Here is a 14,245-nt window from a genome sequence, read left to right on the forward strand (position 1 = left end):
GGGGAACCTACCGGATCGCACCGCGAAAGGGAACAGCGGGATTCGCGAAAATCCGCGCTTGTGCAGAGGCCGGACGAAGGGTCTAGCCGGCCGGGGTCGCGGCCCAGCCGAAACGCTTCTTGATCCGGCCCATCAGCCCGTCGCGGACGCCTCGATAGGCGCCGAGGATCTGCTCGCGCGAGCCGGTGGCAAGCGTCGGGTCGGGGGTGGGCCAGTATTCCACCTCGACCGCGTCGGTACGGGTCATTTCCAGCGCCTTGTGATGGGCTTCCGGCGCCAGCGTCACCACCAGATCGAAGCCCGACTCGTCGAGATCCTCGAAGGTCTTCGGCCGGTGCCTGGCGAGATCGCAGCCGATCTCGCTCATCACCGCCTCGACGAAGGGATCGGGCTCGCCGGCGCGCACGCCGCAGGACTTCACATAGACCCGGCCGGGAAACAGTTGGGCGAGCATCGCCGCCGCCATCGGCGAGCGCACGGCGTTCATGCCGCAGGCGAACAGCACGGCACCGGGCGCCGCCGCCGGCGCAGTACCGGGCACGTCTCCAGGCGTGCTACCGGGCGTCTCCCCCGGCCCCGACACCCTGCTAGCCCTTCCAGTGCAGGGCGCAGACGAGGGTGAAGAGACGGCGGGCGGTCTGCATGTCGACCCGGATCTTGCCCTCCAGCCGCTCCATCAGGATGCGCGACCCCTCGTTGTGGACGCCGCGGCGGCCCATGTCGATGGCCTCGATCTGGCTCGGCGTCGCCGTCCTGATCGCCTCGAAATAGCTCTCGCAGATCAGGAAATAGTCCTTCACCACCTTGCGCAGCGGCGTCAGCGACAGGATGTGGGTGACGACGGGGTGCCCCTCCTCCCGCTCGACCAGGAAGACCAGGCGCTTCTCGACGAGCGACAATCTCAGCCGGTAGGGGCCGCCGTCGTCGCCCTGCGGCTCGAACTCGTTCTCCTCGATGAGATCGTAGATGGCGACGGCGCGCTCATGCTCGATATCGGGCGTCGAGCGGACGATCGACGCCTCGTCGAGCTCCACCGCGACCAGCCGAGCGCTGTTCTTTTCTCCCATGACCTGCGCTTGCACCCTCCATTGCCCGCGCCGCCGTCGCAGCGCGCCGTCCAGCAATCGTCCCAACACCTATCCCGTCAACGCCCGTGCCGACAAGCCGCTTGCTCGACGCCGCGCCCTCACAGGTTGAGCCGGATGGCGACCGAGCGGCCGTGCGCGGCCAGCCCCTCCGCCTCGGCAAGGGCGATCGCCGCCGGGCCGAGCTCGCGCAGCGTCCGCGCATCGCAGCGCAGGATCGAGGTGCGCTTGACGAAGTCGAGCACCGACAGGCCGGAGGAAAAGCGCGCTGAGCGCGCCGTCGGCAACACGTGGTTGGAGCCGCCGACATAGTCGCCGATGGCCTCCGGCGTGTGCCGGCCGAGGAACACCGCGCCGACATTGCGGATGCGGGCGAACAGGGCTTCCGCGTCCTCGACGGCCAGTTCCAGGTGTTCGGGGGCGATGGCATCGACCAGCGCCGGCGCCTCGTCCATCGAGGCAACGGTGATCACCGCGCCGAAATCGGCCCAGCTCGGACCGGCGACATCGGCGCGCGGCAGGGTCCGCAACTGGCGCTCGACCGCCTTCTCGACGGCCTCGGCAAAACCCGCGTCGTCGGTGATCAGGATCGACTGGGCGCTGGTGTCGTGCTCGGCCTGCGACAACAGGTCGGCTGCGATCCAGTCGGGATCGTTGGCGCCGTCCGCGACGACGAGGATCTCGGACGGACCGGCGATCATGTCGATGCCGACCGTGCCGAACACCCGCCGCTTGGCGGCCGCCACATAGGCGTTGCCGGGACCGACGATCTTGGCGACCGGCCGGATCGTCTGCGTCCCGAAGGCCAGGGCGGCGATGGCCTGGGCCCCGCCGATCCGGTAGATCTCGGTGACGCCGGCAAGGTGGGCCGCGGCCAGCACCAGCGGATTGAGCGCGCCGTCCGGGCTCGGCACGCACATGACCATGCGCGACACGCCGGCGACGCTGGCGGGCACCGCGTTCATCAGCACCGAGGACGGGTAGCTGGCCGTGCCGCCGGGCACATAGAGGCCGACCGCCTCGATCGCCGTCCAGCGCGAGCCGAGCTCGACGCCGATCGGGTCGGTGTAGCGGTCGTCCGCCGGCATCTGGCGGGCGTGATGGGAGGCGATGCGGTCGCGCGCCAGCGTCAGGGCGTCGAGCGTGCGGGCATCCACCTTCTTCACCGCCTCCTCGATCTCCTCGGCGGTGACGGTCAGTTCGGCAAGGCTTTGCGCCTCCAGCCGGTCGAAGCGGCGGGTGTAGTCGAGAAGCGCGGCGTCGCCCCGCTCCCGCACCGCCTCGATGATGTCGCGCACCGCCGCATCGACATCGGCGGATGCCTCGCGCTTGCTGGCGAGCAGGGCCGCGAAAGCGGCCTCGAAATCGGCTGCGCCGGTGGACAGGCGGATCGCCACGGCGGGACCTCCACGGTTTGCCGGGCACCGCCCGGAGGGTGTTGAGAAAACGTCAGTCGAGCGGGTGGCTGGGACGGTGCCCGGTCGCCCAGGCCGCGCCGAGGTCGGCGAGCTGCGCCTCGATGCATTCGACATCGAAGGAGAGCGTGCCGCCGCCGGCGAAGACGAGGTCGATGCGCCCGGCCGGCTCGCTGCCGGCGACGAAGTTGACCGCCAGCAGCGACAGCACCGCGTCCTTCGCGTCCTGGCGGATGTTCAGCGCGCGCGGGCGCTCCGCCCGGGCGAAGGACAGGGCGGAACGGCGGCGCTCGTTGGTGGCGCGGCTCCCCGTGCTCTCGCCGTCCCAGGCGAACCGGTTCATGACGAGCACCAGGTGCCGGTCGGAAGGATAGTAGCGGATATCGCCCACCTTGAGCACGGCGTCCTGCACCTGCGCGGAAATCACCGCCAGGTCTTCCTCGTCCAACGCCGCCAGCTTCAGTTGCCGCATGGATCAGCCACCTTATGGGTTGTGCCCGGGGTCGTGCCCGCAGCCGGCGCGCGGGGCGCCGACCGTCCGCCCTTACCTAATGAATTCACGCGGCAAAGCAACCACCCAGTTGACGCGGGCCAGTTGACGCGGGCCAGTTGACGCGACAGGGAGCGGCGCCGCCAAGATCAGGCGACGGAGAGGAAGGCCTCGATGGGTTCGGGTGTCCCGAACAGCCGGCCCTGGCCCTGGACGCAGCCCGCGGCCGAGAGCAGGCTCGCACGCTCCTCGCTGTCGACCCCCTCGACCCCCACAGGCACGCCCAGCGTCTCGGCGACGGCGACCAGCGCCCGGATCGCCGCCGCGCCGCGCCCTCCGGCCAGGATGTCCTGCAGGCTGCAGCCATCGATGCGCAGAGAATCGAAGCGGAAGCGGCTGAGCAGCTTGAGACAGGACGCCTCCGCCCCGAACCTGTCGAGAACCAGCCGCACGCCGATGTCGCGCAACGCCTCGAACTGGCCCGAGGCCGCGCCGGAGTTGAGCAGGAAGTAGCCGTCCGCGACCTGCAGGTGGAGGCGCCCCGGATCGATGCCGGCGGCGGCGATCTCCCGCTCGATGGTGGCCGCCAGGGTTTCGAGGCCGAACTGGCGCGCACCGAGCGACAGGGAGATCATCTGCGCGTCGGGCAGCCGGACCGCCGCGCTCAGCGCCTCGCGCAGAAGCCCGGCGGTCGCCGCTTCCACCGCCGCGGTGTCCTGCGCCACGTCCCCGGCTCCGCCGGTCTGGCCCGGCAGATGCTGCAGCGCCTGATAGCCCCGCAATTCGCGGCTGCGCAGACAGACGATCGGCTGGAACAGCAACTCGCCGCCGGAGGGCGCCGGTCGAAGCAGTACCGGGGCGACGGTGCCGGCCGCGGCCGCTGCCGCCGCTCCCGGCCAGGCGATGACCTGCCCCGCTCCCGCCGGTTCGTCGACCGGCGGCTCGTGAATGCGGAAGCCGTTCCGCCCCTGGTGCTTGACCTGGTAGAGCGCGGCATCCGCGTGGCGCAGGAGCTCGGACATCTCGGCGCCGGGAAGGATCGGCGCGATGCCGATGCTGGCGCCGATCTGGATGCTGCTGCCCTCGACGGCGAACCGCGTCGACATGGCGGACAGGATCCTGCGCGCCGCCGCTTCCGCCAGATCGGACGGCCAGGTCAGCCCGCTTCCCGACAACAGCAGCACGGCGAATTCGTCGCCGCCGATGCGCGCGACGAAGTCGCTCTCGCGCACGCACAGCCGCAGCCGGCGCGCCACCTCGCATAGCACCGCGTCGCCGGCATTGTGGCCGAGCGCGTCGTTCACCGGCTTGAACCGGTCGAGATCGACCAGCATCAGAATTCCGAGACACCCCTCGGCCGGCGCCTCGCCGGTGGCGAGCTTTTCGAGCTGCTCGTTGAGATAGGTCCGGTTGGCCAGGCCGGTCAGCGTGTCGTGGCGGGCCGCATGCAGCACCTTGTCGGCGGCAAGCTCGCGCTCGGTGACATCTTCATGCGTTCCCACCCAGCCGCCGTCGGGCAGCGGGGCATGGACGGTGGAGATGATGCGGCCGGTCTTCAGACGGAAGGTGGAGCGCATGGTCTCGCCCGCTTCCATGCGCCGCATCAGCATTGTGATACGGGCCTCGACATCCTCGCGCGCCTCCTGCCGCACGTTGGTCTGGAACACCAGCTCGCGGAAGGGCCTTCCAGGCGCGATGGCGTCGGGCTCGAAGCCGAACAGCGAGACATATTGCTCGTTCCACAGGGTCAAGCGGCCGTCCCGGTCGAAGACGCTGACCCCCTGGTTCATGTTGGCGAGCACGGTCTCCAACTCGTCGGACTTCTCGCGTGCCACACGCGCGTTCTCGATAAGCTGCCGTTCGATCCGCTTGCGGTCGGAGATGTCCGTGAAGGTCGACAGCAATCCGCCGCCCGGCAGGAAGGTGCCGCGAATATCGAGCATCATGCCGTTTGGCCGGCTGCGCTCATAGGCATGTTCGGGTCCGCCGAGGATGGTTTCGAGCCGCTGGCGGGCGAGCTCCCGCGGATCGCCTTCGCCATATTCGCCGCGCTCGGCGTTCATCAGCACGTAGTCGGCGAGCGAGGGACGCCGCCTCAGATAGTCGGGCGGCACGTCGAGCAGGGTCTCGAAAGCCCGGTTCCAGCCGGCGACGACAAGGTCCTGGTCGAAATAGACCACGGCGCCGGGATAGTTCCGGAACACCCCTTCGAGCGTCACCGCCTGGCGCACCGTCTCGGTGACATCGGTGAGGGAGATCACCGCGCCCCCGCCGGCCCCGTCGCCGGGACCGGAATAGGCCACCGCATTGAGATTGAGCCAGCGCAGGACCCCATCGCCGAGGCGCAGGCCGGCAACGGTGCTGGACAGGCTGGCCGGATCCGCGACGCCGCGCGCGAGAAGGTTGCCAAGGCTGCCCTGCCCGCCGTCCTTGGCGAGAAAGTCGAGGTCGAGCGTCTGCAACTCGCGGCCCGTAATGTCCTGCCCGTCCAGGCCGAGCATGGCGAGCGCCGCCGGGTTGTGGGACAGGATCCGGCCGTCGGCATCGGCGACGATCACCCCCTCGGACAGGGAGAGCAGCGTCGTGCGATACAGCGCCTCGGAATGCTGCAGCCGGATCTCGGCCGTCTTGCGGTCGGTGACATCGCGGATCGCGCCGACGATGCGCAGGGTCCTGTCCTCGCGCATCGTCGGTTTGCCGGCGAGACGGACCCAGCGCTCGCGTCCCTTGGCGGTGCATGCGAGGAGTTCGAGACTGAAGGGAAAGCCCCGCAATCGCGCATTGTCGAGCGCCCGGCGCAATTCGCCTCTCGCCTCGGGCCGGAAGAAGCCGAAGGCCTCCTTCAAGTCCGGGACGTAGTCGTCGTCCACCTCCAGCAGGCGGCGCACCTGATCCGTCCACAGCAGCGTGTCGCGCTCCAGGTCGAGTTCCCAGCCGCCGACGCCGGAGATGCTGGTGGTCTGTGCAAGGAGCTGGGACTGGGTCTCGACCAGCGCCTGCTGGCGCACCGCGTCCTCGCGCAAGGTGGCCGCCTCCGCCTGGGCGGCATAGGCCCGTATCAGCCCTTCCACGGCAACGCCGAGCCGGCGCAATTGCTGCAGTTGCGACGGGGTCGGATCGCGCGGCTCGGTGTGCATCACGCAGAGCGAACCGAGCCGGTGGATGCCGTCGATCGACAGCGGACACCCGGCATAGAAGCGCACATGCGGCGGCTCGACCACCAGCCGGTCGTGCTGGAACCGGGGGTCGGCGGCGAGATCGCGAACCACGAGCAGATCGGGGCTGAGAATGGTGTGGCGGCAGATCGCCGCCTTGCGGGGCGTTTCCTGGAAATCCAGCCCGCAAAAGGCCTTCAACCACTGTTCGTGCTCGTCGACGAACGAGACCATCGCGATCGGACAGTCCATGACCGCCGCCGCCGCCTCGACCAGGGCGTCGAATTCCGTCGACCGCTCCGAATGCAGGATGCCGAGCCGGCGCAGCGCCCGCAGGCGACTGTCTTCGTTTGCGGGCAGCGCATCGAGGACGATGGAGTTCATGGCCCGAGTATGCCTGCAACAGGTAAATGCTTCAAAGCGAAGATCGGCAAAATGCCAACGATTTATGAATGACAATCGAAAGAGTTAACTCATCCCCCGCCGCCGAACCTGGCCGGCGGCGCGCTATTTCGACAGGGCCAGCGGCAGGTAGAGGGCGATCTGCGGCCAGCAGATCACCGCCGCCAGCGCCGAGACCTGCAGGATCACGAAAGGAATGACGCCGCGATAGATCGTGCCGATGGAGACGCCTTTCGGCGCGATGCCGCGCAGGTAGAACAGCGCATAGCCGAAGGGCGGGGTCAGGAACGAGGTCTGCAGGTTGACCGCCAGCGCGATGGCGAACCAGATCAGCGTCTGCTCCGGCGTCAGGCCGAAGTCGAGCCCGGCGACGACGGGGGCGACGATCGGCACCACGACGAGCGTGATCTCGACCCATTCCAGAAAGAAGCCGAGCACGAAGACCAGCGCCATGATCATGATGATCACCACATAGGGCCGCTCCACATGCACCGAGAACAGGTCGGCGATCAGCGCATCGCCGCCGAGCTTGCGGAAGACGACGGAAAAGACGGTCGCGCCGAGCATGACGAAGATGATCATCGCGGTGGTCTTGGTGGTGTCGCGCAGGGCCGCAAAGAGCGTTGCCCAGTCGAGCTGGCGCGACACGAGGGCCAGCACCATGGCGCCGAGCGCGCCGATGGCGGCGGACTCGGTCGGCGTGGCGATGCCGGCGACGATGGTGCCGAGCACTGAGACGATCAGCAGCACGGGCGCCAGCAGGTCGAGCACCAGGCTCGCCGCCGCCCGCCAGAACGGCCGCGGATCGGCCGCCGGCGCCGCCGGCATGCGGTGCGGCTGGAAAACCGCGACGAAAACCAGGTAGAGCATGTAGAGCAGGCCGAGCAGCAGGCCCGGACCGACGGCGGCCATGAACAGGTCGCCGACCGACACGCGCAACTGGTCGCCGAGCACGATCAGCATGATGCTCGGCGGGATCAGGATGCCGAGCGTGCCGCTCGCGGCGATCAGGCCGGTAGCGATCTTCGGATCGTAGCGGTTCTGCAGCATGGTCGGCAGCGCCATCATGCCCATCAGCACCACCGAGGCGCCGATGATGCCGGTCGAGGCGGCCATGACGACGCCGATGATCGCGACCGCGAAGGCATAGCCGCCCGGCATGCCGCGAAACACCGAGGCCAGCGACTTCAGCAGCCGCTCGGCAACGCCGGAGCGCTCCAGCATCAACCCCATGAAGACGAAGAGCGGAATGGCGATCAGCAGCCAGTTGGTCAGCGTGCCGGAATAGATCCGCGCGACGGTGGTCGACAGGAAGATCAGCGGAACGCCGGCCATCACGGCGAAGAGGATGCCGATGCCGGCAAGGACGAAGGCGACGGGATAGCCCGCGAAGATGCCGCCCATCAGCCCGAGCAGCATCAGCAGCGGCCAGAAAGCGTCTTCCATCACGAGCCCTTCTTGTCCTTGGCAGAGAAGTCGCCGCGCGCCAGGGCGATCGCGGTGCCGATGATGCGGTTGACGGCCGCAAGGCCGAGCAGCGAGAAGGCGAGCGGAATGCAGGCCTTGATCATCCAGCGGTCGATCATGCCGCCATAGGTCGAGCCCTCGCCGGTGACATAGGCCCGGTGGGCGAAGCGGGTGCCGAACCAGACGATGATGAGGCAGAAGGGCAAGAGGAAGATCAGGTCGCAGACCAGATCGACCACGGCCCTGGTGCGGGCGGAAAAGCCGGAGGCGAGGAAGTCGACGCTGACATGGCTGCGGTCGCGATAGGCATAGACGCCGCCGAACAGCACCAGCAGCGCGAAGATGTGCCATTGCAGGTCGAGCAGGGTGTTGACGGTGACGCCGGTGTCGAACAGCGGCACGCGCACGCCCCAGTCGGCCAGCCGGTTGGTGCCGACCTTGGCGGCCAGCACGCCGAGACAGACGGAGACGATCAGCGGCAGCACCAGCCAGCCGACGATCTTGCCGGGAAAGGACAGCGCCTCTCCCGCCTTGCGGCTCAGTTCGGACAAGACGACCTCCCTCACCTTGCGGGCGTGACCTTGCGGGGCGTTTGAGTGCGAAAGGACGGCACCCGTCGCGGGATGCCGTCCGATCAGTGGTCTGTGAGACTGGCTTAGCGCGGCAGCGCCTGCAACTCACCCCATTCGCCGACGCGCTCGATATAGGCGTTCAGCGAGTCGAGCGCCTCCTTGAAGATCGCGTCCTTGGCCGCCTCGTCCTCCATCACCGCATGGGAGGCCTCGCGCAGCGCCACCAGCACCTCGTCGGGGAAGCGCTTGATCTCGACGCCGGCCTCGCGGATCTTGGCGATGGCGATCGCCTGCTGGTGGATCTGGTCGGCAAGGTTCGCCGTGATGTTGGCCTTGCAGGCCTCGACCATGATCTGCTGCTGGCCCTCGGTGAAGCCGTTCCACACGCCCATGTTGACGATGATGGAGTCCCAGCTCGACGGCTGGTGCCAGCCCGGGAAGTAGTAGGTCTTGGCGACCTTCTCGAAGCCGAAGCCGATGTCGAGCTGCGGCGCGGAGAACTCCGTCGCGTCGATGCGGCCGGTCTCCAGCGACACGAAGATCTCGCCGGCCGGTACGAGCTGGGTGTTGGCGCCGAGGCGGGCGAGCGCCTGGCCGCCAAGGCCGGCGATGCGCATGTTGAGGCCCTTGAAGTCCTCGGCGGTGTTGATCTGCTTGTTGAACCAGCCGCCGGCCTCCGGCACGACGAGATGGCACGGGATGATCTTCACGCCGTGCGGATCATAGGCCTTCTGGATGATCTCCAGGCCGCCGCCCTCGAACATCCAGCCGAGCGCCACTTCCGGGGTCGGGCCGAAGGGCATCGAGCCGACGAGATTGGCGACCGGAATCGAGCTCGCCCAGTAGCCGATCCAGTCGAAGCCCATCGGGATCGCGCCGGTGCTGACCGCCTCGAAAACTTCGAACGGCGGCACGAAATCGCCGGCGCCGTGCACCTTGATGTCGATGGCGCCGTCGGTCATCAGCTTGACGCGCTCGGCCCACTTGACCGGGCTCTGGCCGATCGAGGGCACCTGCAGGCCGAAAACGCTCTGCAGGTCGTAGCTGTCGGCCAGCGCCGGAACAGCGGTAAGCATGGTTGCCGCCAGAGCAGCGGTTGCGAGCCGTGCCTTCATCAGGACCTCCCTAAAACGCACCCCGAACGGGGCATCTCTTTGCTTTTCTGCCGCTCTGTCCGGCGGCGGGCGAGGCGCGAGTGGCTTTTTTCGACCCCCCGCTTGCCTAACTCAAGTGTTATCTATAATCAAACTGATTAGCAATACACTAATTCCGGGAGACGCCCATGATTGGAGTTGAAGGCTCCGTCGCCGTCGTGACAGGCGCCGGACAGGGGAATGGCCGGGCGATCGCGCTGGGTCTTGCCCGGGCCGGCGCGCATGTGGCGGTGTGCGACATCAACGCCGACGCCGCCGCACAGACCGCCGCGCTGGCGGCCGAGGCGGGGGTGAAGACCTTGAGCGCGCGGTGCGACGTCGCGGATCCGGACGCCGCCCGCGCCTTCGCGGAAAAGACCCGCGCGGAGCTGGGCGCTGCCCGCATCCTCGTCAACAATGCCGGCATCCTGAAGCGGCACCGGTTCGGCGATCCGGGCTTCGAGGCGGAGTGGGACCAGACATTCCGCGTCAATGTCGACGGGCCGCGCAACATGGTGCTGGCCTTCGCGGCGCAGCTCAAGGCGACGGGCGGGCGGATCGTCAATCTCGCCTCGATCATGTCGCTGTCGGCCGGGCCCGGCATTGCCGCCTATATCGCCAGCAAGGGCGCCCTCGCCCAGTTCACCAAGGCGCTGGCCCATGAATTCGCCCCGCGCGGCGTCAGGGTCAACGCCATCGCTCCCGGCGTCATCGACACGCCGATGACCGAGCACACGCGCGGCAACGAAGCGGCCATCGGCCGGTTCATGGCGCATACGCCGCTCGGGCGCACCGGCCAGCCGGAGGAGCTCGTCGGCCCCGTCCTGTTCCTCGCCTCCGACATGTCCAGCTACGTGACCGGCGCCATCCTGCCCGTCGACGGCGGCTATCTGGCGGCCTGATCCGGCCCGCCCCTCAAGGAATTGCACCAATGAAAAAGCACAGTTGCGACGTTCTCGTCGTCGGATCGGGCGCCGGCGGCCTCGCCAGCGCCGTCTCGGCCGCCCATCGCCGGCTCGATGTCCTGGTGGTGGAGAAGGAGCCGGTGTTCGGCGGCACCACCGCCCGGTCGGGCGGCTGGATGTGGATCCCCTGCAGCGGTCCGGCGAAGCGCGCCGGCGTCGAGGACACGCCCGAGAAGGCGCGCACCTATCTGGAGCACGAGACCGGGGCGTTCTTCGATCCGGCCCGCGTCGACGCCTTCCTGGAGGCCGGCCCCAAGGCGGTCGAGTTCTTCGAGGAGAAGACCGCGCTGCAGTTCGACCTCGGCCCGACCTTCGCCGACTACCACCCGGACGCGCCGGGCGGCATGCCGGGCGGACGGTCCATCGTCGCCCGCCCCTTCGACGGGCGCGAACTCGGCAAGGAGATCCGCCGCCTGCGCCCGCCGCTCGCCGAGATCACCTTCCTCGGCATGATGATCGGCTCGGGCAAGGAGCTGCTGCACTTCTTCCGCGTCACCAAGTCGCCGATCTCGGCCTTCTATGTCGCCAAGCTGTTCCTCAAGTTCCTCAAGGACATGGCCTTCCACGGCCGGCCGATGCGCCTCGTCAACGGCAACGCGCTGGTGGGGCGTCTCGCCAGGTCCTGCTTCGACATGAACGTGCCGATCTGGACCCGCGCCGGGGTGCGCGAGCTGCTGCGCGACGAGCGCGGCACCGTCACCGGCGCCATCGTCGACACGGACGAGGGCCCGGTCGAGATCACCGCGCGCAAGGGCGTGGTGCTGGCCGCCGGCGGCTTCCCGCAGGACGCGGTGCGGCGCAAGGAGCTGTTCCCGCATTCGCCGTCCGGCCATGAGCACGTCTCGCCGGCCCCTCCGGGCAACACCGGCGACGGCCTGCGCCTTGGCGCGGCCGCGGGCGGCGCGATCCGCGACGACCTGCCCAACACCGCGGCCTGGGTGCCGGTGTCGCAGCCGCCGCGCCGCGACGGCACGCTCGGCGTCTTCCCGCATTTCGTCGACCGCTCCAAGCCCGGCGTCATCGCGGTGACGCGCTCGGGCCGGCGCTTCGTCAACGAGGCGGATTCCTACCACGACTTCTGCCAGGCGATGCGCAAGGCCTGCGAGGCCGAGGGCGGCGAGATCTGCGCCTTCTTCATCGCCGACCACAAGACCTTGCGCAAATACGGCCTCGGCTTCGTCAAGCCGGCGCCGGTGCCCTATCGCGGCCATATCCGCTCCGGCTACCTGTTCGAGGGCAAGAGCCTGCGTGAACTGGCGCAGAAGATCGGCGCGGACGCGACTGAGTTGGAGAAGACCGTCGCCGCCTTCAACGAGCATGCCCGCAAGGGCGAGGATCCGCTGTTCCACAAGGGTTCGACCTCCTACAACCGCTCGCTCGGCGATCCCGAGCACCTGCCCAACCCCTGCGTCGCTCCGGTCGAAAAGGGCCCGTTCTACGCGGTCAAGCTGGTGATCGGCGATCTCGGCACCTTCGCCGGCCTCAAGACCGACGGGAACGCCCGCGTGCTGGACGAGGCGGGCCGGCCGATCGCCGGGCTTTATGCTGCCGGCAACGACGCGCTCAGCATCATGGGCGGCAACTATCCCGGCGGCGGCATCACCCTCGGCCCGGCGATCACCTTCGGCTATATCGCCGCGCGCCACATGGCCGGGGCCAACGACTGACCATGTCCCGCGCGACCAGGGACACCGGCGGCCTGGGGCATCCGGGCCGCCTTCTGCCGGGCGTCCTGTTCGGCCTTTCGGCCGCCATTGCCTGGGCCTTCTACAATGTCGGCGTCGATATCGGCCGCTCGGACGGCTTTTCCAGCGCCGACCTCGCCCTTCTCCGCTATGGCGGGGCGACGTTGCTGATGGCGCCGCTGATGCTGCTGCGCCGCTCGCGCATGAGCGGCCTCACCCTGCCCCGGCTGGCGCTGCTGACCATCACCATGGGTCCGCCCTTCGCCTTCCTGTTCAACACCGGCTTCGGCATCGCGCCGCTGGCCCATGCGGTGGTGATCTCGCCGGGCATGACGATCATCGTCGCCAACCTGCTGCCGGTGGTTCTCGACGGTCAGAAAATGACGCTGAACCGCAAGATCGGCATGCTCGTGCTGATCGGCGGGCTGGCGGCGATCGCCGCCGACAACGCGCCCTCGAAGATGGCCGACACGGCGACGCTGATCGGCGACCTGTGCTTCGTCGGCTCGGGCACCTTGTGGGGTGTTTTCACCTATCTTCTCGGCCGCTGGCGGCTCCCCGCCGTTGAGGCGATCGGTGCGGCCTCGGCGACCACCACCGTCGTGCTGCTGCCGGTCTATCTGGTGTTTCTCGAACCGGCGCGCCTGCCGGCCGGCATGTGGCTCGAACAGGCCTTCTATCAGGGTGCGCTCGGCGGGAGCCTTGCGATCGTCCTCTACGCGGCGGCGATCAGCCGGCTGGGCTCGGGCCTTGCCGGCCTCTTCCCGGCGATGATCCCGCCGCTGGCGGTGCTGCTGGCGATCCCGATCGCCGGTCAGTGGCCGAGCGCCATGCAGCTTGCCGGCGTCGCCATCGCCGCGAGCGGCCTGATCCTGTCGCTCGACCTTGCCGGCGCGCTCATCAGGCGGGCGGGATATGGCCGAGATCGCGGGACAGGTCGCTCGTGAACTCGATCAGCCGCTTGAGGCACGGCCCGTCCTCGGCGAGATCGATATAGTTGGTCGGGCCGATCACCGTGACCGAAAGCTGGATGATGCCGGTATGGTCGAAGACCGGCGCGGCGATGGCGCTGACGCCGGGGATCGGCGCATCGCGGGTGATCGAGTAGCCCTTCTTGCAAGCCGAGGCGACCTCCTTGCGGAACGTCGCCTCGTCGACCATCGGGATGCCGTAGAGCGAGGGCTCGATGCCCTGCAACTCGGCGCGGACCAGCGGCTCGGTGGTCGACTTCGGCAGGAAGGCGGCGAAGATCTTGCCGGTCGCTGTCATCGTCACCATGAAGGTGCCGCCGACCGCGACGTTGGAATGGATGCGCGCCGCCGTCTCCTCAATATAGACGATGGTCGGCCCGTGCAGGCCCCAGACGCTGATCGCCACCATCAGCCCCAGTTCCTCGGCCAGCGCCGGCACCCGGCGCAGCGTCTCGCGATAGGCGTTCTGGTTGCGCAGCCGCGTGAGGCCCAGCCACAGGGCGAAGGGGCCGAGCTGGTACTGGCCGGTCTCGGTCTGCTCGACCATGTTGATATTGCGGAAGCTGACCAGGTAGGGATGCAACTGCGCGGCGGCCATGCCGAGCGCCTCGGCAAGGTCCTTCAGCTTCAGCGGGCCGCCGGCCTGGGCCAGCGCCATCAGGATGGCGCCGCCGGTCTCGACGGACTGGACGCCGCGCGGCGCTCGCGGCTTCGACGTTGCGTCAGCACCCACACGCAACTCCCTCAATAGTCTTGCGGAAACGAAACAACCGATGCGACTCACTCTTAGCGGCAATTCCATCGCCGGTCGAGAATGTCGCCGGATGGTCCTCGACTGAGAGCCCGCATACGGATCGGAGCCGCGTGTTTCCCCTTTTCCCCGCATCAAACGGCGCTATCTTCGC

General features: G+C 68.5%; 12 protein-coding genes. 3 read left to right on the forward strand and 9 right to left on the reverse strand.

Going from position 1 to position 14,245, the window contains the following annotated elements; all coding sequences use genetic code 11:
* Positions 1-82 precede the first annotated feature (82 nt).
* From TSB10GB4_RS15710 to TSB10GB4_RS15745, 8 genes are all read right to left on the reverse strand, one after another.
* On the reverse strand, positions 83-541 hold the full coding sequence (locus TSB10GB4_RS15710; protein WP_256376580.1) for a low molecular weight phosphatase family protein: 459 nt from the start codon (positions 539-541) through the stop codon (positions 83-85).
* A gap of 46 nt (positions 542-587) precedes the next feature.
* On the reverse strand, positions 588-1,067 hold the full coding sequence (locus TSB10GB4_RS15715; RefSeq protein ID WP_186396493.1) for a UPF0262 family protein: 480 nt from the start codon (positions 1,065-1,067) through the stop codon (positions 588-590).
* 119 nt (positions 1,068-1,186) lie between these two features.
* A complete protein-coding gene (hisD, locus tag TSB10GB4_RS15720) occupies positions 1,187-2,482 on the reverse strand; it encodes a histidinol dehydrogenase (protein ID WP_244570926.1) in 1,296 nt (431 codons plus the stop codon).
* A gap of 52 nt (positions 2,483-2,534) precedes the next feature.
* Positions 2,535-2,972: a DUF2948 family protein gene (locus TSB10GB4_RS15725; protein ID WP_186386585.1), complete on the reverse strand. Its 438-nt coding sequence runs from the start codon at positions 2,970-2,972 to the stop codon at positions 2,535-2,537.
* A gap of 167 nt (positions 2,973-3,139) precedes the next feature.
* Positions 3,140-6,529 carry a PAS-domain containing protein gene (locus TSB10GB4_RS15730; protein ID WP_186396495.1) on the reverse strand — a complete coding sequence of 1,130 codons (3,390 nt, stop codon included), beginning with the start codon at positions 6,527-6,529 and terminating at the stop codon, positions 3,140-3,142.
* Between the two features lie 123 nt (positions 6,530-6,652).
* Positions 6,653-7,993, reverse strand: coding sequence for a TRAP transporter large permease subunit (locus TSB10GB4_RS15735; protein WP_186396496.1), 1,341 nt, complete (start codon positions 7,991-7,993; stop codon positions 6,653-6,655).
* A complete protein-coding gene (locus TSB10GB4_RS15740) occupies positions 7,993-8,565 on the reverse strand; it encodes a TRAP transporter small permease subunit (RefSeq protein WP_186386582.1) in 573 nt (190 codons plus the stop codon). Before TSB10GB4_RS15740 ends, TSB10GB4_RS15735 begins: the two co-directional genes overlap by 1 nt.
* Before the next feature lie 104 nt (positions 8,566-8,669).
* Complete coding sequence (locus TSB10GB4_RS15745; protein WP_186396497.1) at positions 8,670-9,701, reverse strand: TRAP transporter substrate-binding protein; 1,032 nt, start codon at positions 9,699-9,701, stop codon at positions 8,670-8,672.
* Positions 9,702-9,868: 167 nt separating this feature from the next.
* Here TSB10GB4_RS15745 and TSB10GB4_RS15750 point away from each other — a divergent pair, with 167 nt between their 5' ends.
* The 3 genes from TSB10GB4_RS15750 to TSB10GB4_RS15760 are packed head-to-tail and all read left to right on the forward strand — an operon-like array spanning position 9,869 to position 13,316.
* The gene (locus tag TSB10GB4_RS15750) at positions 9,869-10,621 is read left to right on the forward strand and encodes an SDR family NAD(P)-dependent oxidoreductase (protein WP_186396498.1); all 753 of its coding nucleotides are present in this window, start codon (positions 9,869-9,871) and stop codon (positions 10,619-10,621) included.
* A gap of 29 nt (positions 10,622-10,650) precedes the next feature.
* Positions 10,651-12,351 (forward strand): FAD-dependent oxidoreductase, encoded by a 1,701-nt coding sequence (locus tag TSB10GB4_RS15755; RefSeq protein ID WP_186396499.1) that lies wholly within the window; start codon positions 10,651-10,653, stop codon positions 12,349-12,351.
* A 2-nt stretch (positions 12,352-12,353) separates the two neighbouring features.
* Positions 12,354-13,316 carry a DMT family transporter gene (locus TSB10GB4_RS15760; protein WP_186396500.1) on the forward strand — a complete coding sequence of 321 codons (963 nt, stop codon included), beginning with the start codon at positions 12,354-12,356 and terminating at the stop codon, positions 13,314-13,316.
* On the opposite strand, the gene TSB10GB4_RS15765 is transcribed toward TSB10GB4_RS15760, so the two are convergent.
* Entirely contained in the window at positions 13,270-14,073 is an 804-nt protein-coding gene (locus tag TSB10GB4_RS15765; protein WP_186396501.1) for an IclR family transcriptional regulator, read from the reverse strand. The two genes, TSB10GB4_RS15760 and TSB10GB4_RS15765, sit on opposite strands and share 47 nt — an antisense overlap.
* Between the last annotated feature and the right edge of the window lie 172 nt (positions 14,074-14,245).

Source organism: Stappia sp. TSB10GB4 (assembly GCF_900185745.1).
In the GTDB taxonomy this organism is placed as follows: Bacteria; Pseudomonadota; Alphaproteobacteria; order Rhizobiales; family Stappiaceae; genus Stappia.

Bases quoted from the DNA above. Each gene is read 5' to 3' on its own strand.
- TSB10GB4_RS15730 (WP_186396495.1), bottom strand. From the start codon at position 6,529: ATGAACTCCATCGTCCTCGATGCGCTGCCCGCAAACGAAGACAGTCGC.
- TSB10GB4_RS15750 (WP_186396498.1), top strand. From the start codon at position 9,869: ATGATTGGAGTTGAAGGCTCCGTCGCCGTCGTGACAGGCGCCGGACAG.
- TSB10GB4_RS15755 (WP_186396499.1), top strand. From the start codon at position 10,651: ATGAAAAAGCACAGTTGCGACGTTCTCGTCGTCGGATCGGGCGCCGGC.
- TSB10GB4_RS15735 (WP_186396496.1), bottom strand. From the start codon at position 7,993: ATGGAAGACGCTTTCTGGCCGCTGCTGATGCTGCTCGGGCTGATGGGC.
- TSB10GB4_RS15725 (WP_186386585.1), bottom strand. From the start codon at position 2,972: ATGCGGCAACTGAAGCTGGCGGCGTTGGACGAGGAAGACCTGGCGGTG.
- TSB10GB4_RS15715 (WP_186396493.1), bottom strand. From the start codon at position 1,067: ATGGGAGAAAAGAACAGCGCTCGGCTGGTCGCGGTGGAGCTCGACGAG.
- TSB10GB4_RS15745 (WP_186396497.1), bottom strand. From the start codon at position 9,701: ATGAAGGCACGGCTCGCAACCGCTGCTCTGGCGGCAACCATGCTTACC.
- TSB10GB4_RS15760 (WP_186396500.1), top strand. From the start codon at position 12,354: ATGTCCCGCGCGACCAGGGACACCGGCGGCCTGGGGCATCCGGGCCGC.